Origin of the sequence: Marinobacter sp. SS13-12 (assembly GCF_030227115.1) — a bacterium.
Taxonomy (GTDB): Bacteria; Pseudomonadota; Gammaproteobacteria; order Pseudomonadales; family Oleiphilaceae; genus Marinobacter.
The window spans coordinates 374665-396042 of record NZ_JASSUA010000003.1; the positions used below are offsets into that span (position 1 = coordinate 374665).

Sequence of the window (21378 nt, forward strand, 5' to 3'; positions counted from 1 at the left end):
TTGGCTTGAGGCCCGGCTTATCTCAAGATGATTCTCTGGATCGACCGGGGAATAAACCGGGTGATAAATTCGGCAGCGTAGGTCTGGGGTGTAACCAGATATCGGGGCTTGGGACGTTCCGCTTCTGCAGCCCTGACAATCTTTTTCGCTACGTCCGACGCACTGGCTGTAAAGGGCTTGATTCTGGCGCCTGGCGCGAGCGCTGCTTCCATTGCTGTGTACTTTTCCCGATGCACGGTGCTTGCCTGGCCAAGCAACGGCTGCAAGGCGGCCAGCGCATGTTCTCTGAACCGGGTCACCAAGGGGCCAGGGAGCACCAGCGAGACACTTTCCAGGCTTTTGCTGCCCTGTTCATCAAACCAGAAGCTTTCATGGGCCGTGTTCATCGCGGCTTTGGCGGCACAGTAAGCCCCTTTCATTTTCTGGGGCGCGATGGAGAGAACGGAGCTAACCGCGATGACCCGCAAGGGTATGCCGTGTTGTTCGCAGAGTCTCAGGCAGACGGCAGCAAGCTTGATGGGGCCGAAAACGTGGGTGCTGAATTGCTTTTGCCACATGGATTCGGACAGGTCACGAAGCGCACCGAATTGCCCGTAACCGGAGTTGTTGACCAGAATAACCCGCTCGGCTGACACAATTTCTGCCTCCAGCGTACCCGCAAGCCCTTCAATCTGCTCAAAGGATTCAAGATCCAGCGCCAGCTCCCGATCGGCTGACTCGACGCCGGTTGGCTGTCGGGACAGGGCGATCACCCTGTAGCCTTTTTGGGCAAACAGGGCACAGGTCTCATTGCCTATGCCGGCGCTGGCACCGGTTACCAGGGCGAGTTTGGTCATCGGATTAACCTCCAATCCTGCATCCTCAATCGAAATTCACCAACCTGCCGCCCGGAAACGAAAAGGCTGACTGAGGCCAGGTGTTCAAGATCCAATGGTTCCGCATCGGTAATTGTCTTGCCGCGCCAGGTAGGAACGAAATCACTGAACGGCAGTTGTATGCGGCTCCAGTCTTCTGTATCCGGTGTAAACGCATGCTGGTACACAATGCTGCGCCTGTCTGTGCTGTTGCGAAGCCCGATCTTGTAGGTTTTGCCGTCGCCGCGGGCAAGAAGTTCGATGCCGGTGTAGTGAGCTGCATCGAACGGTTCCGGCAGGTCCGCTTTGACGGATGCAAAGCCGCCGCCGTTATCCAGGCGGACAATACCGTGAAAGATGCCAGTGCCGTCTTCAGAGCAAACAACGGCCCCGTCAGACTGCCCTCCCATCACGCGGTCACCGAGGGGCTGCCAGGTTAACTGGCTTGAATCTGAATTGAACGAGACAAGTATCGGATGTTGCGTGACGTCTCCGGAAATACCCCGTTTTTGCATGGAGTTACCTCCAATAGTTCATATATGTATGAAGTTCTGCTGTCCGCAATAGCGGGCTCGCGATCGAGTGTGTCTACTGTCAGCGGATGGCCACTTGGAAAGCCATCATGCCCAGAAACGCCAATACAATGACAACACCAACGGAGGATGGCTCCAGCTTTTTGTTGGCATCCGGCAGAAGCTCTGAAAACACCATCCAGATCATGGCACCCGCGGCCAGACCAAGGCCAAAAGGAAGCACCGGTTTGAAGGTACTTACGAACAGATAGGCCGGAATGGCCATCAGCGGTTGTGGCAAGCTGCTGAAAATACTCCAGCCGGCCGCTTTTGTGACCGACATACCTCTTGGTACCAGTATAAGTGCAATGGCAAGACCTTCCGGAATGTTATGAACGGCGATGGCGGCGGTGATAAAAACGCCGAGATCCCGACTGCCACCGTAGGAAACGCCGACTCCGATGCCCTCTGCGAAGGAATGGGCAGTCATAACGCCAACGATGAGCAATGCCTTTTTAGCGTCAGCACCCTGTAACGCACTGACGTCCGGGGCTCCCTGTTTCTCGATCCATCGGTAGGCCAGGTAGACCAGCACCAGGCCCGACACCATGCCAGCGAGTGTGAGCCATTCCTGCTTTGTCAGGCCTTCTTCGATGAGACTATGGCTTGCCGCAAGCATCAGGCCGGCTGCGATCGCAGCACCGATGCTGAGCCATTTCTGATCGACTTTTTCGCTGATAGCCAGCGGCAGAGCACCTAACCCTGTCGTCAGTGCAGTGATTAGCGCTGCTATAAAAACCGTCGTGAGGGTAACTTCCAGAACCATTTGGACTCTTTTGCTGGCGTGTATGAGTTACACCCTTGGCAGGATGCTGGGTTTGTTGATACTGCCAGGTCTGCTAGCGACGGACCGGCGCCATACCCAGGTGAGCGCCGCCGTCGATGAGGATCGTTTCCCCGGTGGTCAGGTCGCCCCCGATGATCAGGCCCAGGCAGACGTCGGCTACGGTTTCCGGTGAGGCGGTATCATGCAGCGGCGAGGCACCCTTGGTCTTCGCCAGTAACGCCTCGTAATTGTCTTCGCCCAGGCCCTTTTTCAGCCATTCACCCTGTACGAAACCGGGGCAGACGGCATTGACCCGGACTTCCGGACCCATGACCCGGGCCAGGGAGCGGGTCATGGTTATCAGGGCGCCCTTTGAGGCGGCATAGGCAATGGAACTGCCAATGCCAGCGAGACCGGCAATGGAAGCCATGTTGATGATGTGTCCGGAACCGTTGGCCCGGAGGGCTTTCTCGGCGGCGCGGGTCATCTGGTAGGGCCCCACGGTATTGACGGCGTACAGGTCGAGGAAGTCCTGTTTGTCGAGGCCGTCGAGGTTGGCCTGATCACAGAATTTGGTGGTGCCGGCGTTGTTGACCAGGATATCAACGCGGCCCAGCTGGTCCAGGGTGGCGTCCACCAGGGCGCGGCAGTCAGCGTCTTCCGCTACATCGGCGCGCATGACCAGCGTTTTTACACCGTGCTTCTCGCAGTCGGCGGCTACCGCCCGGGCGCCGTCCTCATTGTTACTGTAGTTGATCGCCACGTGGCAGCCGTGTTCAGCAAACAGGCGGGCGATGGCGGCGCCGATACCGGAGGAGGAGCCGGTGACAATGGCGACGGAATCTTTGAGTTTCATGGCAAATCCCTTCTTTTGGCGGTTGGTGTATGCTGCCTAGATCGTCTTTAGCCAGTTTGCGACGGCCTGACCGATCTCTACCGGTGAGTCTTCCTGTATGAAATGCAGCCCCTTTACAGTGACTTCCTGCTGGTTCGGCCAACTACGACAGAACTCGCGTTGTGCCCCGATCAGAATGGAGCCCGGATCGGCATTGATGAATAATTTGGGTATGGGACTGCCGGCCATGAAGGCACCGTACTCATTCACCAGGGCGACAACATCTGCGGGTTCCCCTTCGATGGGGATCTGCCTTGGCCAGTTGAGCAGGGGTTGACGATCATCGGCGCTGAGATGAGGCGCGCGATAGGCATCCATCTCTGTCTCAGTGAGCTTCCGTATCACCGAGCTGGGTAATACGCCCTCTATGAACATATTGCGGTTTAGGATCAGGTCTTCGCCTTTTCCAGAGCGGAAGCCCTTGAAGATCCCCACTGCGCTCTCTGGCCAATCCGCCCAGTCCACGGGCCTAACGATGCCCTCCATATAGGCTACACCTCTGACAGCTTCGGCATGGCGCATCGCCCAGAGAAAACCGATGCCACTGCCCCAATCATGAATCACCAGGGTGACATTCTCGTTGGCACGGATAGTCTCCAACAGGCCGTCTACATAGTTGTAGGCCACTTCCAGTGTATAACGCCAGGGGCCCTCGCTGGCGGGAAGTTTTTCGGAATCGCCCTGGCCGATCAGGTCGGGGACGATGACCCGGCCTGACTGCACCAGTTCAGGCACCACATTGCGCCACAGAAAGGACGATGTGGGATTGCCGTGCAGTAACACGATTGGGTCGCCGCTGCCTTCCTCGAGATAGGCGATTTGCTTGCCGTTTACATCAGCAAACTTTTTCTCATAGGGCAGGGTTTCAGACAGCATGAAATGATCTCCTCAGGGTCGGGCGGCCAGCCCGCGGGCAGGGCCGTTTGACAAAAACTTTGACGCTCAGTTGTTTGGCCACTAATTTGATCAATTAAAGCACAATAGTGAAGCGTGACAATGTGCGGCTGATGTCGCGCAAGATACCGACAACAACAACCATGAATGAGCGGCCCGGATGGGGATATTCCGGCGCCACAGGGAGGGGACATGAAGATAAACACGAAGCACCTGACCGCAATTATGCTCTGCGTAGTAATCGGAAACGCCCAGGCGGAGACGAATTGGGATATGCCAACGCCTTACGGTGATTCCAACTTCCACACCGTCAACATTCGCGAGTTTGCTGAAGATGTGAAAGAGGCCACCGATGGTGAGCTCAATATAACGGTTCACAGCAGTGGTTCCCTGATCAAACATCCTGAAATCAAGAACTCTGTTCGCCGTGGCCTTGTACCCATCGGCGAGTTGATCATGTCCCGGCTGGCAAACGAGGATCCGCTGTTCGAGGCGGATTCGGTTCCCTATCTGGCCAGCGACTACGACGAAGCCTGGGAACTCTGGCAGGCATCCCGGGATATGCTGGCAGAGCGTCTTGAACGCCAGCGCCTGAAATTGCTGTTTGCCGTGCCCTGGCCGCCACAGGGCATTTATACGGAGTTCCTGGTGGAAACCGGCGATGAGCTCGAGGGTGTGAAGATGCGCGCCTACAACAAATCAAGCGAACGGCTGGCCGAGCTCTTCGGTGCCGTCCCGACTCAGGTGGAAGTGCCGGATATTCCGGTGGCGTTTGGCACCGGTCGGGTCGACGCCATGATCACATCCCCGTCAACCGGCGCCAATACGCGGGCCTGGGATTATCTGAGCCACTTCAACCATGCTCAACTGTGGTTGCCGAAAAACATGGTTATCGTCAATGCCAAGAGTTTCGACGCGCTTCCCGAATCCGCTCAAGAAGCGATTGAAACGGCCGCTGCGGAAGCCGAGAAGCGGGGATGGGAAGCCAGCAAGGCTGAAACGGATGCCAAGATCAAAATCATGGAAGAAAACGGCATCGTCGTGACCGAGCCCAGCGACGCTCTGGTCGAGCGCCTGAAGGAAGTTGGTGAGACAATGGAGCAGGAATGGCTGGAGCGTGCCGGTGACGACGGTAAGGAGCTGCTGGAAGCCTATCGCGCCCGCTAGTTGTCGGATAGTCAGGACAAACAACCCGGAGCATCTCCATGCGCAGGTTTCTGGACTCTCTGTATCGATTCGGCGGGTACCTCTCGGCACTGCAGCTGGCGGCTATCATGGCGATGGTGGTGCTCCAGGTGTCCGGGCGGGTTCTCGACGAAGGCCTACAGGCCCTGGGAATGAAATCTCTGGGCCTGCAGATACCGGGTCTGGCGGAACTCGCGGGTTTTCTGTTACTGGGCGCCACCTTCACCGGGCTGGCCTACACACTGATGGTTGGCGGGCATATCCGGGTGGACCTGTTGCACAGGGCGCTTCCGGCGGGTATTCAGAAAGCCCTGGATGTTCTTGTGACAGTCACCGCTTTGGCGATCACCGGTTTCGCCGTCTGGTACAGCATCCTGCTGGCCTATGACAGCTATGACTATGGTGATCTTTCCATTGGCATGGTTCCGGTTCCACTCTGGTTACCGCAAGCCGTGATGGTGGTCGGGCTCATCTGGCTTCTGGTTGCCTTGCTCGATGTGTTGGTCGGGCTGATCACTGGTCGCATTGCCCATATCAAAGACCAGGCCCCGATGGAGTAAAACCATGGACATGATCTGGATGAGCCTTGCGCTCCTGGTCGGGCTCCTGATTCTGCTCGCAGCAGGGCTGTCGGTAGCCTTTGCTCTGACGGCAACCGGCCTGGCTGCACTGTATTTCCTCAGCAACATTCCGGTAGGCCAGAGCTTGTCGACCTCGTTTTACGGTGCCAGCGCGTCCTGGGAGCTGGCGGCGCTGCCCATGTTCATCTGGATGGGTGAGGTGCTTTTCCGTTCACGGCTCTCGGAGGAGATGTTCAACGGTATTGCCCCCTGGGTTGGTCGCATTCCGGGCCGACTTCTTCATACCAACATTATCGGCTGTGGCATCTTCGCTGCAATTTCCGGTTCGTCAGCGGCGACCGCGGCAACCATCGGAAAAATGTCAATACCGGAGCTCACCGGGCGAGGCTATGATCGCAAGCAGGTCCTGGGCACTCTTGCCGGATCAGCCACCCTCGGCCTGCTGATTCCCCCGTCGATAATTCTCATCGTGTACGGCGTTGCCACCGAGCAATCCATTGCCAGGCTATTCGTAGCGGGCATTCTGCCGGGGTTGCTGCTAATGGTGATGTTCGCGGGCTATGTCGGTATCTGGTCCGGGATGAATCCCTCCGGCGTGCCCGCCGATGAAGAAGAATCCTTGCCGCTGGCAGAGAAGTTTCGCCGCAGCAAGCCGCTGATCCCGGTGGTGTTGCTGATTGTCGGTATCATCGGCTCTATCTATGCCGGACTGGCATCACCAACGGAATCGGCCGCGGTGGGTGTTGCCCTGGCGCACCTGCTGTCCTGGCGTGGCGGTTCCCTGAGCAGGGCGACCTGTATGGAAGCCCTGATGGGCACGGTGAAAACCTCCACCATGATCGCTTTCATTCTTGTGGGCGCCCACTTTCTGACCGTATCCATGGGTTTTACCGGCATTCCACGGGAACTGGCAACCTGGATCAATACACTGTCACTGTCCCCCTACATGCTGCTCCTGGCACTGACGGCCTTCTTCATTCTTCTGGGCTGCTTTCTCGATGGCATTTCCGTTGTGGTGCTGACGACCTCGGTGATCCTACCGATGGTACAAGCCGCCGGAATCGATCTGATGTGGTTTGGCATCTACCTGGTGATCGTGGTGGAAATGAGCCAGATAACCCCTCCGGTGGGGTTCAACCTGTTTGTGATCCAGGGGCTTACCGGTGACAACATTATCCGGATTGCGCTGGCCGCGCTGCCTTATTTCCTGCTGCTGCTGGCCGGGGTGTTCCTGATCACTATTTTCCCGGAAATTGTCACCTATCTGCCCGGTAAAATGGGGAATTGACGGACCAAACCCTACTACACTCAGGCAAACATCAGTCAGCCGCGTCAGGAGCATTGATCATGAAGCCAGAGTTCCCCGGACTACCCCAGTTGCTGCTGGAAAAAGACCAGTCTGTACCCGCTTCCTGGGATCTTGATCCAGGTGAGGGTGTTGTAATTCTGGTGCCCGAAGACGACCGGGAGGCCTTAGACCATATACCCTGGTCTGATTTCCTGGAAAAGCGCCTTTCTGCGTATCCGGAAACCGCCAATCCCGTGTTTCTGTCCACGCCTGATGGCGGTCGAGCCGCCGTTGTGTTCGTACCGGAACACCTGCAGGCATTCAAAGCCCTGACTCTGGCGCGAAAGGTGATCGGCCCTCTGATTGCTGAACGGCTGGAGGAGGTCAATGTTATTTCCCTGCTGGATGAAGACGAATCTTCATGTGCCATGGCCGAAGCCATTGTGGCGGCCGCACACGCAGCCCTTTTCCAGCTGCCCAGAATTACGGAAAAACCTCCTGAAGCAAACACCCTGCGGGCAATCCGTTTCTTCGGGGAGTTTGAAGAGGCGGACTTTGAATTCGCTGAGGCAACCGCCGAAGGCAATAATCTTGCTCGCTGGTTAACCCATCTTCCGGGAAATTATCTGACGCCCGGCATCTATCGGGATTTTGCCGAGTCACTCGCCAGACAGGAAGGCTGGGACGCGCAGTTCCATGACTGCGATAAACTGGAAGAGTTGGGTGCTGGTGCCTTTCTCTCCGTTGTCGCGGCCAGCCCGGTCAGGGACGCCGGCATTCTTCACCTGAAATACCGCCCCCCGGGGGCTGAGGGAAGCCCGCTTGCACTGGTCGGTAAGGGGATCTGTTTCGATACCGGTGGAAGCAACCTGAAAGTGGGCGGAAGCATGCTGGGCATGCATGGGGATATGCAGGGCAGTGCTGTCGCACTTGGCGCCTTCCTCGCCATTACCCGCCTGAAATTCGACCAGCCGGTGGATTGCTGGCTGGCTTTGGCGGAGAACCACATCGGATCCCGGGCGGTGAAATGCAACGATGTGATTACAGCTCTGGATGGCACCACCATTGAGCTGATCAATACCGATGCGGAGGGCCGAATGGTGCTTTCGGATACCCTGGCCCTCGTATGCCGGGAAAACCCCCGTGCCATTATTGATTATGCGACGCTGACGGGCGGCGTGGTAGCGGCTCTGGGCCAGCGAATGGCCGGTGCAATAACGAATCGTCGGGAGTGGGTCGAGCCGATTATCCAGGCCGGTGAGCGTTGTGGGGAGCGGGTATGGCCTTTTCCGTACGAGGATGATTACGATGAGGATCTGAAATCAAAAGTCGCCGACACGTTGCAGTGCAGAACTACCGGGCCGGGCGATCATATCTATGCGGCCCGCCTGCTGGGTCGGTTCGTTGACAAAGACATCGGCTGGGTGCATGTAGACATGGCATCGTCCGGCACGCACACCGGCGGGCTGGCCCACATACCCACAGACCTCCAGGGATTCGGGGTACGTTTTGGGGTGGAGTGGCTTAAAAAGGTAGCCAGTGAGTAACGCCTGTCACGTTGGCATGTGGCGTTTATTGTCCTTTCAGGCCTGTTCCTGCAGGAAATGGAACAGATTCTGATTTCATCACGTCGTTTTCCTTGTATTGCCTATAACGAATAACAAGGAGAGCAACTGATGTTTCATACCTTTCGTCCAGGCCTCTGGCACCGACCATTGAGCGCCTTTTTTTTGACCGTGGCTGTTGCCGGGTGCGTCGACCTGGGTTCCGATGAAACGGGACCCGGCCAATCTGTTCAAAGTTCCGGTTCACTGCCGGAGCAGGCCTGTGAAAGTCCGGGAAAAGGAAATCCTTCCCGCTGTGAAGTGCCGGTGTCCTGTTCGGATGGTACCCCCACCGAAGGCGGTCGCAGCTACCCGGTCGAGTTGCAGTCGGCCAGCGGGGAAACGATCGTTTTCCAGGTGCTTGAGCCCATGGGGGGGATCGACTGCGCGAAGGGTCACCCATTGGTTTTGCATGGCCACGGTTTTGGCGGTGCCCGCTCCACGGAAGGTTTTGAAAACTACCGCGAATCCGGATTTGCCGTCGTTTCGATTGACCAGAGAGGTTTTGGTGAAAGCACCGGCACGGTGAGAGTGATGGATCCCGAGTTTGAAGGGGACGACCTGATCCGGATTCTGGACTGGGCCGAGGATAACCTGGAGTACCTGCAGCATCGCACTGAACCCTCGCTCCCCAGGGAGTTGAATCCGAACCTGGTTGTCGGTGCTATTGGCGGCAGTTATGGGGGTGGGTTCCAGCTCCTGTTACATGGACAGGACCCGAAGCAGAGGCTTGATGCCCTTGTTCCTGACATTACCTGGTACGACCTGCGCTATAGCCTCAACCCCGGCAACGTAATCAAGACAGGATGGGACCTGGTGCTGGTGGCCGGAGGAGAAGCCGGTTCAAGCGGGAATGGTAATGACGGGCTGGACCCGATCATCCGTGAGATTCTTGCCCAGGGAGCAACCCTGAACCAATTTCCTGACGCCGGGCTGGATTTCTTCTACTATCACAGTCCGGCTTATCGCTGCACTGGCGAGCCGGTATCGGTATCTGACAACCCGAACCTGTTGAGCTACCAGATCAACCCGCCGGCATTCGATGTCCAGCCCACGCCTTACCCTGAAGTTGATGTGCTGTTTACCCAGGGCATGAAGGACACACTGTTCAACTTCAATGAAGCCTGGCGCAACTTCGAGTGCCTGAAATCGCTCGGTGGTGATGTCCGACTGCTAACGCACCAGACTGGTCACATCCTGCCCGTGGAAGCGCCGGACGAGTCACAGCCGGGTGAGTTCCTGGATCCGACGGCGGGCTTGCTGGAGATACCTGGTTTCCAGGGAGCGGCTGGTGCGTTTGCCTGCGGTGATATCCCGATTGCCGATGCCACATTGGATTGGCTTCAGCATCATTTGCAGGGTGAGCCACTGCCCGGTTACTTCGATGGCACCGCCTCGCAGGTCTGTCTCTCAGTGGAGACCGGTGAATCGATAAAGGTACCGTTTGACTCATTCCCCGCACCAGGTCTTGAAGGAGGACCTCTGAAGGGTGCCAGTGTGGTCGAGCGACTGGTGGCCACCGAGTTGCCGGTCGCCAACGGATATGAGGCCGTGGCAGCCGCTACCCAACCGCCTACGGCATTGCCGCTGGGCCGTGCAGGGGAGACCGGGGCGATCCTGGGAGGTATCCCCACAGCCCGGCTGACGATTTCGGATCTGACCGGTCGTTCCTCGTGCGGGCTGGAGGCAGATCCCTATGCGCCGGGTTGTGATCCCATTGTGTTTGTGGGGCTTGGCAAGCGCTCAGACGGCGAAAGCCGCTGGCAGCTGATCGACGATCAGATCAAGCCCGTACGAGGTTTGAAGGATCAGGAAGTCGTCGAACTGGTCGGGGTGGCCGAAGCACTGGCGCCTGGTGATGAGTTGGCGCTGCTGGTTTACGGGTTTCATCCACAATATCCGGCAAGCTGGTCGAGGGATGCATTGATACCCTTTGTGAATCTGGAAGGTTCCGTGCAGTTGCCGATCCTGGAGGGCCAGCTGTAAGGCCATGGATGACCCGGATTACAGGATCTCTGTGTCAGGTCCTGCCTTCCTCGGCGAGGGCAATCAGGTCTGCCCGTATATCTTCAACACTCAATTCAGGCCTGAACAGCAGGCGAGCCTCTCCCTCGCGGTCGAATACGTAGACAGCACCGCTGTGGGAGACGTTGTAGTTACCTTCTTCGTCCGGATCATCGTAGCCGAAGGTGGTGCGGTAGCGCTTGCTCAGTTCCCGCAATGCCTTTTCTTCGCCGGTAAGCCCGATGGCCCTCTCGCTGAAGAAATCCACGTAGCTGCCAATGCGTTCCGGCGTGTCCCGTCGTGGGTCCACGCTGACGAAGACGATCCGGGTGTCGTCCTGCAGTTCGTCGGGCATGTCCTTGACGGCACGGGAGAGCTTCTGGAGTGTTGCAGGGCAGACGTCAGGGCAGGAGGTGAAGCCGAAGAACAGCATGCGGATTTCACCGGCGGTGTCATCGGCGGTCAGGGTATCACCGGAGGTATCTGTCAGCTCGAATGCCAGTTCCGGCATCAGGCCACTGATGTCCTTGCCGTGCCAGGACCCGTCGTCGCTGAAACAGCCCGCCAGGATCACCGTTGAGGCAAGCACGGCAGCGATTGGCAGCATGTTGAGCAGACGTGAACGGAACTGGATACTCATGAATGGGTTGCCTTCAGTTTTTCGGAATAGGGGGATACATTGCCGTCCTCCCGCATGGCGCGACGAAGGATGATCAGGATGCCGAGAATGCTCATCATCGCCGGTGGAATCCAGGTGAGCAGCCCGCCCAGAAGCTGATCGGTCTCCGGTGCCATCGGCCAGGCGCGACCGCACACTTCGTAAACGTCGTACACCATGCCTCTGGAGAACACGATGGTGGCGCCAAGGACCATCTGCGGTATCGCCACCAGCGCCAGTAAAAGGATGCGTTTGCCATAGCCCAGGGCATCGCTGGTAACGGGTGAGCGGGGGTCAAAGATCAGCCACCAGAACAACAGGCCGTCCAGCAGCATGCTCCAGTTCATGATCCAGTAGAGGTCGCGGCTGAGCATGGCGTCGAAATGGATGGGCGGCCAGAGCCAGAAGTAAATGAGGCCCACGAACAGGAAGGATGCAATGGCCGGGTGCTGAAGAAAACGGTATACCCATCCTAACGGCACCAGTGCGCGCCTGATACCGGGCTTGATCCGGCTGTAGAGAAAACGCATCACCGGCAGGGGGTTGGACAGCGCAATCAGGAATGGCCCCAGGTGGTGGAGAATCAGGTGCTGGCCCCGGTGCACAAAGAACATGTACTGGGAGTAGTAATCAAACCGGGTCTGCATGACGCCGTAGCAAATCATGACCCCGATCACGAACACCAGTATCCGGCCACTGCCAGGCCGGTCGTTCTCGGGCATTCTGAGCAGCCCGTAGCCGTAGAACCCCAGCACGAGCACAAAGCCCAGTATCGTCACTGGTGAGAAATCATAAGGTATCAGATAGTCTACGGCGGACATCGGGCGTGCCTTAATGCGCTGGCGCGGTGCCAGAAAATTGTTGTTGGAGCAGGTTCAGAGTTTTACCGGACTGGCGGTTAAATTCAAGCGATTGTTGGGTTACGGGTGTTATTGAGGATACCCGGTGATATCCCGTATTTTCCGGTACAGCGGTTGCAGTTGCGGGTACATCTTCAGGTACACCTCCCGGTAAAGGCGCTCGTACAACAGCCGGGATGCTTCCCGGGGATGAAACACATCGCCTACTCGGGTCATGGCCGCAACCGCCGTGTCGAAATCCGGATGCAGGCCCAGGCCGACAGCAGCGTCGATGGCCGCGCCCAGGCCGGAGGTTTCGTAGGTATGGGGCCGTTCGGCAGGTAGCCCGAAAACGTCAGCGGTCAGTTGCATGGCCGCGTCACTCTGGGAGCCGCCCCCCGCCACACGGAGCTTGCGAATGGGAACGCCGCTGCGCTTCTCGATACGCTCCTTGCCTTCCCGCAATGCGTAGGCCAACCCTTCCAGAATGGCGCGATAGATGTGGGAGCGGGTGTGGACATCGCCGAAGCCGATGATGGAGCCTTTTGCCTCCGGCCCTGGCTGGCGCACGCCGGGCGACCAGTAGGGCTGCAGCATCAGGCCCATGGAGCCCGGTGGCACCGCACGGACCAGTTCGTCGAACAATGCCTCCGGTTCAATGCCTTTCTGTTCCGCCAGTTTCTGTTCCCGCAGGCCGAATTCCCGTTTGAACCAGCTCACCATCCAGAAGCCCCGGTAGATCATCACTTCCGTGGAATAGTGGCCGGGCAGGGCGGATGGGTAAGGCGGCATCATCCGTACCGGTTCGACATAGCGTTTACTGGTGGTGTTGATCGTCGCTGTGGTGCCGTAACTCATGCAGCCGACTTCCGGGCTCAGGCCACCGGAGCCCAGAATTTCACAGGCCTTGTCCGAGGCTGCCGCAATCACCGGCAAGGCTTTGGGCAGTCCCAGGTGGGCCGCAGCGTCTGTGGTCAGCTCGCCGATCCGGTCCCCGGGTCTGACCAGCTCCGGCAGCATCTCGGGTTTGACCGGCATGGTCTGCCATTTGAAATCACGCTTGCCGGCCCAGCGGTGGCGTTTGTAGTCAAAGGGGATGTAGCCCACCTGGCTGCCTACCGAATCACGGAACTCGCCGGTCAGGCGGTAATTAAGGTATCCGGAAAGCAGCAGGAAATGGCGTGTTCTGGCCCAGATATCCGGCTGGTTCTGGGCGATCCAGTTGGCCTGGGTTTTCTCGCGAAAGCGGTCGACGGTGGGCTCCAGGCGCAGCAGCTTGAACAGCCAGCCCCAGGGACCGGTCACGGGGCCTTCCACTTTGGCGTGGCGCTGGTCCAGCCAGATGATGGCTGGCCTCAGGGGTTCGCCGTTTTCGTCCAGATTGATGACCGTGCCACGCTGGGTGGTCACAGTAACACCAGCCACCTGGCCAGGATCGGCGGTGGTATCCTGCCACAGCAGTGCGCATGCCTTGCCCAGGGCCTCCCAGAAGTAATCCGGGTGCTGTTCCGCCCAGCCAGGCTGCTCGGAAAAGTAGGGCTCGATGTCCTGCTTGCCTTTGCCAATCAGGTTTCCACAGGTGTCGAACAACAGGGCGCGAACGCTCTGGGTGCCGTTGTCGATGGCCAGGATCAGGGGTTCTTTGGGGCTCATGTCGCCTCGCCGCCGGCTTCGGGCACTGAATAGCTGGCTTGCCAGATACCAAGATAGCGTTCCTGCTCACCTTCCCAGCGGTTATCGTCCCAGCCCAGAACGGGTTGGCAGACCTTGCGAATCTGCGGTAACAGTTCCTCACCACCCGAGGGCAGGATCAGGCCGACCCGTGTGCGGCGAAGCAGCAAATCATCCAGATGGACGACACCGGTGTTGGCAGCAGCCCAGGCCAGTTCCGCCCACAGGGTGTCCGACGGCGCGATGGTGTCATGGGAGCCGGCATTCACAATGTCGCCCAGTGCCGGCCCATAGAAGCCTTTCAGGCGCTCCCAGTTCCGGTGACTGATGCTTTGTGGTCTTTCCAGGTCGGCTGGCGGCGAGAAAACGCGAGCGCCATTGTCCCTGATCTGGACTCCCGGCATGAGGTTTTGCGCCCGCTCGAGCACCTCTCGTGCGATGAGCCGGAAGGTGGTGAGTTTGCCACCTGCAATACTGATTAATCCGTTGTCTGACCAGAGAACATGTTCACGGTTTTCTTTCGAGGGTTTTACCCGCTTTCCGTCCGCGTTCTGTTCGCTGACAACCGGTCGCACACCGGCCCAGGTCGCGATGATGTCGCTTTCGGTAATGGCACTGGCGGGAAACAGGGTGTCCGAGATCTGCAACAGATACTCCAGCTCTTCCCGGGTAATGGCCGGCTCCTCGGAAAGGCTTTGTTCATGATCAAGATCGGTGGTACCCAGAACCGTCGTGCCCTGCCATGGAAACGCGAATACGGGGCGCCGGTCTTGCGGATGAAACAGGGACACTGAGCAGGAAACGGGCAGCCTGTTGAAAGGCAGAACCAGGTGGCTGCCCCGCAGTGGCCTTATGCGGGTTTTGTTGTCGTCAGCCTGCTGGAGCTGTCGCGCCCAGGCACCGGTGGCATTGATGACCAGTGGCGTGCTGACGGTGAACGTCTGTCCCTCAGCTCCTGTGTCGCGAAGCTGAAGGCCGGTTACGGCCATACTGTCGCCGTCACGAAGAACCGACTCTGCCTGAAGATAATTCAGGCACAGGGCGCCGTCGGCCTCGGCCTCTTCAATCACCCGCTGCACTAGCCGGGAATCGTCAGTGACGGCATCGGTAAACCCGCTGGCTGCAACCAGGTTGTCGGTTGCCAATCCGGGTACCCACTGCAGGGTTTCGGCCGGTGACAGTCTTTGTCGTGAAGGCGTGCGCGCAATTCTGTCGTAAACCCGCAACAGAATCTGGAACAGCCGGGGCCCGGGAAACTGTTTGCGGTAATGGGGCATGACAAATCGCAGTGGGTCGATCAGTCCCGGTGCCTCCGCCATCAGCCGGTCCCGTTCCCGCACGGCGTCCTTGGTGAGGTTGAAGTGGCCACTGCCCAGGTAGCGCAGGCCACCGTGAACCATTTTCGAGGAGCGGCTGGAGGTGCCCCAGGAAAAGTCATTCTGTTCCACCAGCAGCGTACGCAGGCCGCTGCCTGCCGCTTCCCGGGCAACCCCGGCACCGGTGATACCGCCACCAATCACAACGATATCGAACTCCGAATTGCTGCTCTGGAGCTGTTCCAGCTTCTGCGCACGGGTCAGTGACATGATCATTCAACCAGGGTTTTGGGGTTTAACAGGCCGGCCGGATCAAAGGTTTGGCACAGTGAGCCAATGGCCAGCATACCCAGCTCGCCTTTCTCCACCGGCAGGAAAGGGGCGTGGTCCTTGCCGACACCATGTTGATGGCTGATGGTGCCGCGGTTGTTGACGATAACAGCGGACGTACTGTCTTTCAGGGTCTTCCACCGGGCCAGGGTTTCGTCGTAGCTGTCGGCAACCCGGAACACATAGGTGGTGTAGATGCTGCAGCCCTGGGTATAGAAATGCGAAAGATGAGTGAAGACATGAACCGACTCTTTCCTTTCATTCAACCGGTTACGAAGGTTTTCTTCAATCCGGTTCAGGAGGTTGTCCACGTTATCCCAGTCGGTCGCGGTTTCCAGGGTGTCGACGGCGTAGCCGAGCTGCCAGAGGGCTTCTCGCAGATAGGGCATGGTGAAGCGTTTAGCGGCCCATTTATCGCCCAGTTTCTTGCCGGTGTAGATGCCATCGTATTCACTGCAGATTGCCCGGGTTTCTTTCAGGGCATTGTTACACTGGCGCTTGCTGCCGGTTATGCCGAAGGTCATCATGCATTTGCCGTTTTTAGACCCCCGCAGGGACAGATAGGACTCGAGCATGCCAATCAGCGCGGGATGGCCGGCCAGGGCAAGCTGGGTCTCGGTTTCGGTGGCATTGCTCAGGCGCAGCATGGATAGCTGAGTGCGGTTCTGAACCAGCTGGCGGCACGCGGTTCGGGCCTTGTCCCAGTTGGGGAAAAACACCACGTGGAAGCTTTCATGGGCGGGCAGGGGCGTGACCCGTACCTTCACTTCGGTGATCAGGCCAATGCGGCCTTCAGAGCCGAGAATCATTTCACGGATATCCGGGCCGGCACTGGACGCGGGAATGGTTGGAATATCCAGCGTGCCCTTCAAGGTCTCGATGCGGCCACCGGCGAATAACTGCTCGATGCGGCCATAGCGTAGCGACTGCTGACCACTGGAACGGCTGGCCACCCAGCCACCAATGGTGGAGAGCTCGAACGACTGGGGAAAGTGCCCGAGTGTGTATCCCAGTGCCCGCAACTGGGATTCCACCAGCGGGCCCGGCGTGCCGGCACCGAAGGTGGCAATCTGGCTTTGCCTGTCGAGGTCGATAAGCCGGTTCATGCGACCCATATCCACCGTCAGCACCGGGCTCTCACTATCAACGGGATTGATATGACCGGCAACACTGGTTCCGCCACCGTAAGGTATGACTGAAATACCATGCTCTTCGGCATAGCGCAGCAAGCTTTTCACGTCCTGAGACGATTCCGGGTAGGCCACACCATCCGGAAACACGCCGAAATCGCCACTGCGCATGGCAAGCCAGTCAGCCAGGCTCTGGCCGCGAGCGTGGCGCACCCGGTCTTCTGCGCTTGTGGCCACGTCGGAGTGCTGTGGCAAACGGCTGGCGGGCACCTGTGCACAGGCAGCTTCAAGGGACGTGTCGCTGAGCGGGGTGGCCGTGCCGATGCGCTCCTGAAGGAACTGGCGTCCCCCGTCGGGTAGTTCAAGGTTGAACTGGTCGTCGCCCCAGCCATTCCAACGTCGCATATTGGCCATCCTTCAAGTGGTTTGAATATGCCCGGAATTGTACCGGCATTTGTTGCGGCGGCTATGTCACCTGGCGACAAGTGTTGTGTCTTATGGCGTCACCGGAGGCTGTCTATGAGCCGGCTGTTGAGGTCCTTCCAGTGAGAGAGCCCCTCGGCATTGCCGATACGCTGACTGCTATCTCCAGAACGATTGAGCCAGAGACCATCGCCATTGAAACTGTATACCGGTTCAAGATCAGTGCGTTGGGATGCAGGTTTAATGTCGTTGATGAGGTTGTCGAGTATCAGCGGGTCCGCATCCGGCTCCGGGTACCAGGCGAGCACCATGTGCGCCTGATTGAGCTCCAGGGCCTTGACGTAAACGATGCGCAGCTGTTCATCCGGTACACCCATGGACTTCAGTGTCAGGTACTTGGCGATGGAGAAATCCTCACAGTCACCACCGTTGGTGGTCAGCAGTTCAACCGGAGTGGCCCAGTAGTCTTCCTCGCCCCAGTGCTCGATATCGCTCACGAAGCGGGCGCGATTGAAAAAGGAATTGACCAGCCTGAGCTGCCGGTCGACAGGCGCGTTTGCAGCCATGTTGTGGAGGTTCTGCCAGGTTTCCAGGCGGCCGTGGGCCGCATCGCCAAACTCGGACCGCACGTAGTCCATCAAGCGTTCACCGAGCTCAAGTGCCGCCACCGTCAGTGTGGTCACCATCAGCAAGATGGGAAGCAAAGAAAGCAGGGAGCAACGGCTTCGGGGAATAAGTGCGGCCGTCTCCATGGGTATCCTCAGTTGTTGCTTCTCAGACGTTCACGAAGCTGCTCCAGCCGCCGGCGAATTTCTTCCCGGCGTTGCTCACTGTCGCCACCGGCACCAGACGATGAAGACTGGCTTGTATCGGCAGACCGGGCCTGTGTCTGTGATTCGTCCACATCGCTGGTTGTTTGGCTGGATGCCAGGGAGAGGCCCGAGCGATCTTCATCCTCCGGAAAATAGAGGTTTTCCAGCTTGCCTCCCCTTTCAATAATGACACGGTTGGCGCGCACGGAACGAAGCGTGGCATTGCCGGGCAGCTCATCGCCTACAAGGTAGGCTTCGGTTGTGCTCTTGTCATCTTCGATCAGCGCGCTGCCGGGAAAATCACCGGATGCCGCGAGTACACCCCTGAGGAACAGCCGCAGATTGGTTTCCGGCAGGTTTTCGGTGTCCGCTTCGGCCTGGCTCTCTGTCTCGCCGGCTTTGCCAAACAGGTCAAGTGAGGCCAGATTGATGTCCGGTTCCTGCGGCATAGCGGATGTTGCCTTTGCATTTGTTGCAGGGTCCGTGGCTGCGGTTGTATCAGTTTCGGTCTGCCAGAAACGATATCCCTGCCAGGCTGTCACAGTCACCATGGTAATGCCTGCGACGGTGGCGAGTATCAGTGGTAACCTCGAGCTGGTTAAAAGCATGGATTGTCCCGAAAAGCGCTGATGAGAGCCGGCAAAAGGCTCACAGGTTATCAGACTGCAAAGTTTTATTGGCAGTATAGTGTATAGAGTTATTCAGCGGTTCCATATCCTATGGTAGCCTTTCTGAATTAATTGAATAAAAAGGGATTCTGGAACTCTCGTCTTCCGGCCCCGGCAACAAAGCGAGGACGATCTTGGACACAGATACAGAACTTCAGCCGCAGGATGCTCCGCTGGGCCGTCTTCCTTTCACGTTTGCCAAGCGCAATGGCGTGATTCTGACCCGTGATGACCATGGCGAACCGGTGATCCTGGTGCGCCCCGGCGCTGGCCATTCAGCGCTTGCAGAAGCCAATCGCATCAGTGGTGGCCGGGCCAGGTTTTCCACCATTGAGCCGGCAAGGTTTGATGCCGCCCTGAACGCGGCCTACCAGAACGATTCCGCCGAAGCCATGCAAATGGTTGAAGGCATCGGCGACGATATGGACCTGGCCTCCCTGGCTGACTCGGTACCGGAAACCGAAGACCTGCTGGAGCAGGAAGACGACGCCCCCATTATCCGGCTGATCAACGCCATCCTGACGGAGGCGGTCAAGTCCAGTGCCTCGGATGTGCATATTGAAACCTATGAAACCCGCCTGGTGGTGCGTTTCCGGGTCGACGGTGTGCTGCGGGAAGTGGTGCAGCCCAAGCGGGCCCTGGCCCCGTTGCTGGTGTCCCGTATCAAGGTTATGGCGAAACTGGATATTGCCGAGAAGCGCGTGCCCCAGGACGGTCGTATTGCCCTTCGTGTCGCCGGTCGGGAAGTGGATATCCGGGTCTCCACCATGCCGTCTTCCAGCGGCGAACGGGTGGTATTGCGCCTGCTCGACAAGCAGGCCGGCGCCATACGCCTGGAATCCCTGGGCATGGCGGGCAACGATCTGAAGGTGCTGCGCAAGCTGATCTACCGTCCTTACGGCATCCTGCTGGTCACCGGTCCCACCGGCTCCGGTAAGTCCACAACACTTTACGCATCACTGCAGGAGATCAACGACCGCAGCCGTAACATCCTGACCGTTGAGGACCCCATCGAGTACAACCTTCCGGGTATCGGGCAGACCCAGGTCAATACCAAGGTGGATATGACCTTCGCCCGGGGCTTGAGGGCGATTCTGCGCCAGGATCCGGACGTGGTGATGATTGGTGAGATCCGGGACCTTGAAACCGCCGAAATTGCAGTTCAGGCCAGCCTGACCGGCCATCTGGTATTGTCGACCCTGCACACCAACACCGCCGTGGGTGCCATCACCCGTCTCATGGATATGGGTATCGAGCCATTCCTGATTTCTTCCAGTCTGGTGGGTATCGTTGCCCAGCGTCTGGTGCGGGTGCTCTGCAAGGACTGCCGGGAGCCCTACGAACCCAGTGAAGAGCACTGTGAGTTTTTGCAGCAGGATCCGGCCCGACCGCCCACCATCTACCGCTCCAAAGGCTGCGAGCACTGCAACCAGTTGGGCTACCGCGGTCGTATAGGTATTTATGAGGTGGTTGAGGTGAACGAAAACATCAGCACCCTGATCCACAAGCGGGCAGGGGAGCTGGACCTGGAGCACGAGGCCCGGCTCCACGGCCCGAGTATCCACGCCGATGGCGTTCAGAAAATCCTGGATGGGGTGACCACGGTCGAAGAGGTCCTTCGTGTGACCCACCGGAGCAAGTAGATTCATGCCAGCGTTCGAATACAAAGCTCTTGATAGCCGTGGCAAACAGAAACAGGGTGTCGTTGAGGCGGATGCACCTCGGGCGGTACGCCAGCAACTGCGCGAAAGGGGGCTGACACCGCTGGCGGTTGAGCCGGCCACCGAAAAGCAGACCCGCAGCAACCCACTGAGCAGCCGGGGCGGCCTGGCAACGGCCGATCTTGCACTTGTCACCCGGCAGCTGGCAACACTGATACAGTCGGGTATTCCCATTGAGCAGGCTTTGTCGGCGGCGTCCCAGCAGTCATCCAGCCCGCGGATTCGCAGCATGTTGATCGCCATCCGCGCGAAAGTCATGGAAGGGTACAGCCTGGCCGACAGTCTGGGGGAGTTTCCACGGGCCTTCCCGCGGCTGTATCGCTCCACAGTGGCTGCCGGTGAGCACGCAGGGCACCTTGACCTGGTTCTTAATCGCCTTGCGGACTACACCGAGGCCCGTCAGGAGTCACGGCAGAAGATCCAGCTTGCCGCGATCTACCCGATGATTCTCAGTGTTGTTGCCATCTCCATTGTGGTTTTCCTGCTGACCTACGTGGTGCCGGACATCATTGAAGTGTTTGTGAAGCAGGGGCAGGAATTGCCGGCACTGACGTCGGCCATGCTGGCGGTGTCGGATTTTTTGGGAGATTTCGGTGTCTATCTCCTGATACTGATTATCGCCGCGATCGCCGCATTCCGGTGGTCCTTGCGCAAGCCGGCGTTCCGGATGAGGTTTCATAAAAGTCTGCTGAATATGCCATTACTGGCAGGCATGGTTCGTGGCGTCAATACCGCCCGTTATGCCAGTACTCTCAGTATTCTGACCACCAGCGGTGTTCCCCTGGTGGATGCGATGCGAATTGCAGGCGAGGTATTATCCAATGATTACCTGCGCCAGGAACTGAGGGACGCGGCCAGGAAGGTGAGCGAAGGCGGTTCCCTGCATCGGTCACTGGATCAGACTGGCTATTTCCCGCCGATGATGCTGCACATGATTGCCAGCGGGGAGGCCAGTGGCGAACTGGACAGCATGCTGGAGCGGACAGCCACCATGCAGGAGAAGACCCTGCAATCAAAGATCGCGGCCATCGTGGGCCTGTTCGAGCCCATGATGTTGCTGTTAATGGGCGTGGTGGTCCTCATTATTGTGCTGGCCATCATGCTCCCGATTCTCAACATGAGTAATCTGGTTGGCTAGCCCGTAGTCCAGGTGTTGCCTGCCGACCC

Annotated in this window: 19 protein-coding genes; 7 read left to right on the plus strand and 12 right to left on the minus strand. The window is 58.4% G+C overall.

Annotation, left to right across the window (positions count from 1 at the left end):
• Positions 1 to 17: 17 nt before the first annotated feature.
• From QPL94_RS17650 to QPL94_RS17670, 5 genes are all read right to left on the minus strand, one after another.
• Positions 18 to 836, minus strand: a complete 819-nt coding sequence (locus QPL94_RS17650; protein ID WP_285359184.1) for an SDR family NAD(P)-dependent oxidoreductase — start codon at positions 834 to 836, stop codon at positions 18 to 20.
• The gene (locus tag QPL94_RS17655; protein WP_285359186.1) at positions 833 to 1369 is read right to left on the minus strand and encodes a CIA30 family protein; all 537 of its coding nucleotides are present in this window, start codon (positions 1367 to 1369) and stop codon (positions 833 to 835) included. Before QPL94_RS17655 ends, QPL94_RS17650 begins: the two co-directional genes overlap by 4 nt.
• Before the next feature lie 79 nt (positions 1370 to 1448).
• Complete coding sequence (locus QPL94_RS17660) at positions 1449 to 2192, minus strand: ZIP family metal transporter (RefSeq protein ID WP_285359188.1); 744 nt, start codon at positions 2190 to 2192, stop codon at positions 1449 to 1451.
• Between the two features lie 73 nt (positions 2193 to 2265).
• On the minus strand, positions 2266 to 3048 hold the full coding sequence (locus QPL94_RS17665) for an SDR family NAD(P)-dependent oxidoreductase (RefSeq protein ID WP_285359190.1): 783 nt from the start codon (positions 3046 to 3048) through the stop codon (positions 2266 to 2268).
• A gap of 36 nt (positions 3049 to 3084) precedes the next feature.
• Positions 3085 to 3963, minus strand: coding sequence for a haloalkane dehalogenase (locus QPL94_RS17670; RefSeq protein ID WP_285359192.1), 879 nt, complete (start codon positions 3961 to 3963; stop codon positions 3085 to 3087).
• A gap of 210 nt (positions 3964 to 4173) precedes the next feature.
• On the opposite strand from QPL94_RS17670, the gene QPL94_RS17675 reads away from it, so the two are divergent.
• The 5 genes from QPL94_RS17675 (at position 4174) to QPL94_RS17695 (ending at position 10625) form a co-directional block, all read left to right on the plus strand.
• Positions 4174 to 5148, plus strand: coding sequence for a TRAP transporter substrate-binding protein (locus tag QPL94_RS17675; RefSeq protein WP_285359194.1), 975 nt, complete (start codon positions 4174 to 4176; stop codon positions 5146 to 5148).
• A 38-nt stretch (positions 5149 to 5186) separates the two neighbouring features.
• Entirely contained in the window at positions 5187 to 5726 is a 540-nt protein-coding gene (locus QPL94_RS17680; protein ID WP_285359196.1) for a TRAP transporter small permease, read from the plus strand.
• A gap of 4 nt (positions 5727 to 5730) precedes the next feature.
• Positions 5731 to 7035: a TRAP transporter large permease gene (locus tag QPL94_RS17685; RefSeq protein ID WP_285359198.1), complete on the plus strand. Its 1305-nt coding sequence runs from the start codon at positions 5731 to 5733 to the stop codon at positions 7033 to 7035.
• 59 nt (positions 7036 to 7094) lie between these two features.
• The gene (locus QPL94_RS17690; RefSeq protein ID WP_285359200.1) at positions 7095 to 8582 is read left to right on the plus strand and encodes a M17 family metallopeptidase; all 1488 of its coding nucleotides are present in this window, start codon (positions 7095 to 7097) and stop codon (positions 8580 to 8582) included.
• A gap of 324 nt (positions 8583 to 8906) precedes the next feature.
• Positions 8907 to 10625, plus strand: coding sequence for a CocE/NonD family hydrolase (locus tag QPL94_RS17695; RefSeq protein WP_285359202.1), 1719 nt, complete (start codon positions 8907 to 8909; stop codon positions 10623 to 10625).
• 34 nt (positions 10626 to 10659) lie between these two features.
• Here the strand turns inward: QPL94_RS17695 and QPL94_RS17700 are convergent, their stop codons facing one another.
• From QPL94_RS17700 to QPL94_RS17730, 7 genes are all read right to left on the minus strand, one after another.
• The gene (locus tag QPL94_RS17700) at positions 10660 to 11283 is read right to left on the minus strand and encodes an SCO family protein (RefSeq protein WP_285359203.1); all 624 of its coding nucleotides are present in this window, start codon (positions 11281 to 11283) and stop codon (positions 10660 to 10662) included.
• Positions 11280 to 12122 carry a cytochrome c oxidase assembly protein gene (locus QPL94_RS17705; protein WP_285359205.1) on the minus strand — a complete coding sequence of 281 codons (843 nt, stop codon included), beginning with the start codon at positions 12120 to 12122 and terminating at the stop codon, positions 11280 to 11282. Before QPL94_RS17705 ends, QPL94_RS17700 begins: the two co-directional genes overlap by 4 nt.
• 108 nt (positions 12123 to 12230) lie before the next feature.
• Complete coding sequence (locus QPL94_RS17710) at positions 12231 to 13793, minus strand: FGGY-family carbohydrate kinase (RefSeq protein ID WP_285359207.1); 1563 nt, start codon at positions 13791 to 13793, stop codon at positions 12231 to 12233.
• Positions 13790 to 15397 carry a glycerol-3-phosphate dehydrogenase/oxidase gene (locus QPL94_RS17715; protein ID WP_285359209.1) on the minus strand — a complete coding sequence of 536 codons (1608 nt, stop codon included), beginning with the start codon at positions 15395 to 15397 and terminating at the stop codon, positions 13790 to 13792. Before QPL94_RS17715 ends, QPL94_RS17710 begins: the two co-directional genes overlap by 4 nt.
• A gap of 2 nt (positions 15398 to 15399) precedes the next feature.
• The gene (locus QPL94_RS17720) at positions 15400 to 16992 is read right to left on the minus strand and encodes an FAD-binding oxidoreductase (RefSeq protein ID WP_285359211.1); all 1593 of its coding nucleotides are present in this window, start codon (positions 16990 to 16992) and stop codon (positions 15400 to 15402) included.
• A 98-nt stretch (positions 16993 to 17090) separates the two neighbouring features.
• Positions 17091 to 17762 carry a transglutaminase-like cysteine peptidase gene (locus tag QPL94_RS17725; RefSeq protein WP_285359213.1) on the minus strand — a complete coding sequence of 224 codons (672 nt, stop codon included), beginning with the start codon at positions 17760 to 17762 and terminating at the stop codon, positions 17091 to 17093.
• Positions 17763 to 17770: 8 nt separating this feature from the next.
• Entirely contained in the window at positions 17771 to 18430 is a 660-nt protein-coding gene (locus tag QPL94_RS17730) for a type II secretion system protein N (protein WP_285359215.1), read from the minus strand.
• A gap of 194 nt (positions 18431 to 18624) precedes the next feature.
• On the opposite strand from QPL94_RS17730, the gene gspE reads away from it, so the two are divergent.
• Together gspE and gspF are read left to right on the plus strand one after the other, a co-directional pair.
• A complete protein-coding gene (gspE, locus tag QPL94_RS17735; RefSeq protein WP_285359217.1) occupies positions 18625 to 20133 on the plus strand; it encodes a type II secretion system ATPase GspE in 1509 nt (502 codons plus the stop codon).
• Positions 20134 to 20137: 4 nt separating this feature from the next.
• Positions 20138 to 21349 (plus strand): type II secretion system inner membrane protein GspF, encoded by a 1212-nt coding sequence (gspF, locus tag QPL94_RS17740; protein WP_285359219.1) that lies wholly within the window; start codon positions 20138 to 20140, stop codon positions 21347 to 21349.
• Positions 21350 to 21378: the final 29 nt, after the last annotated feature.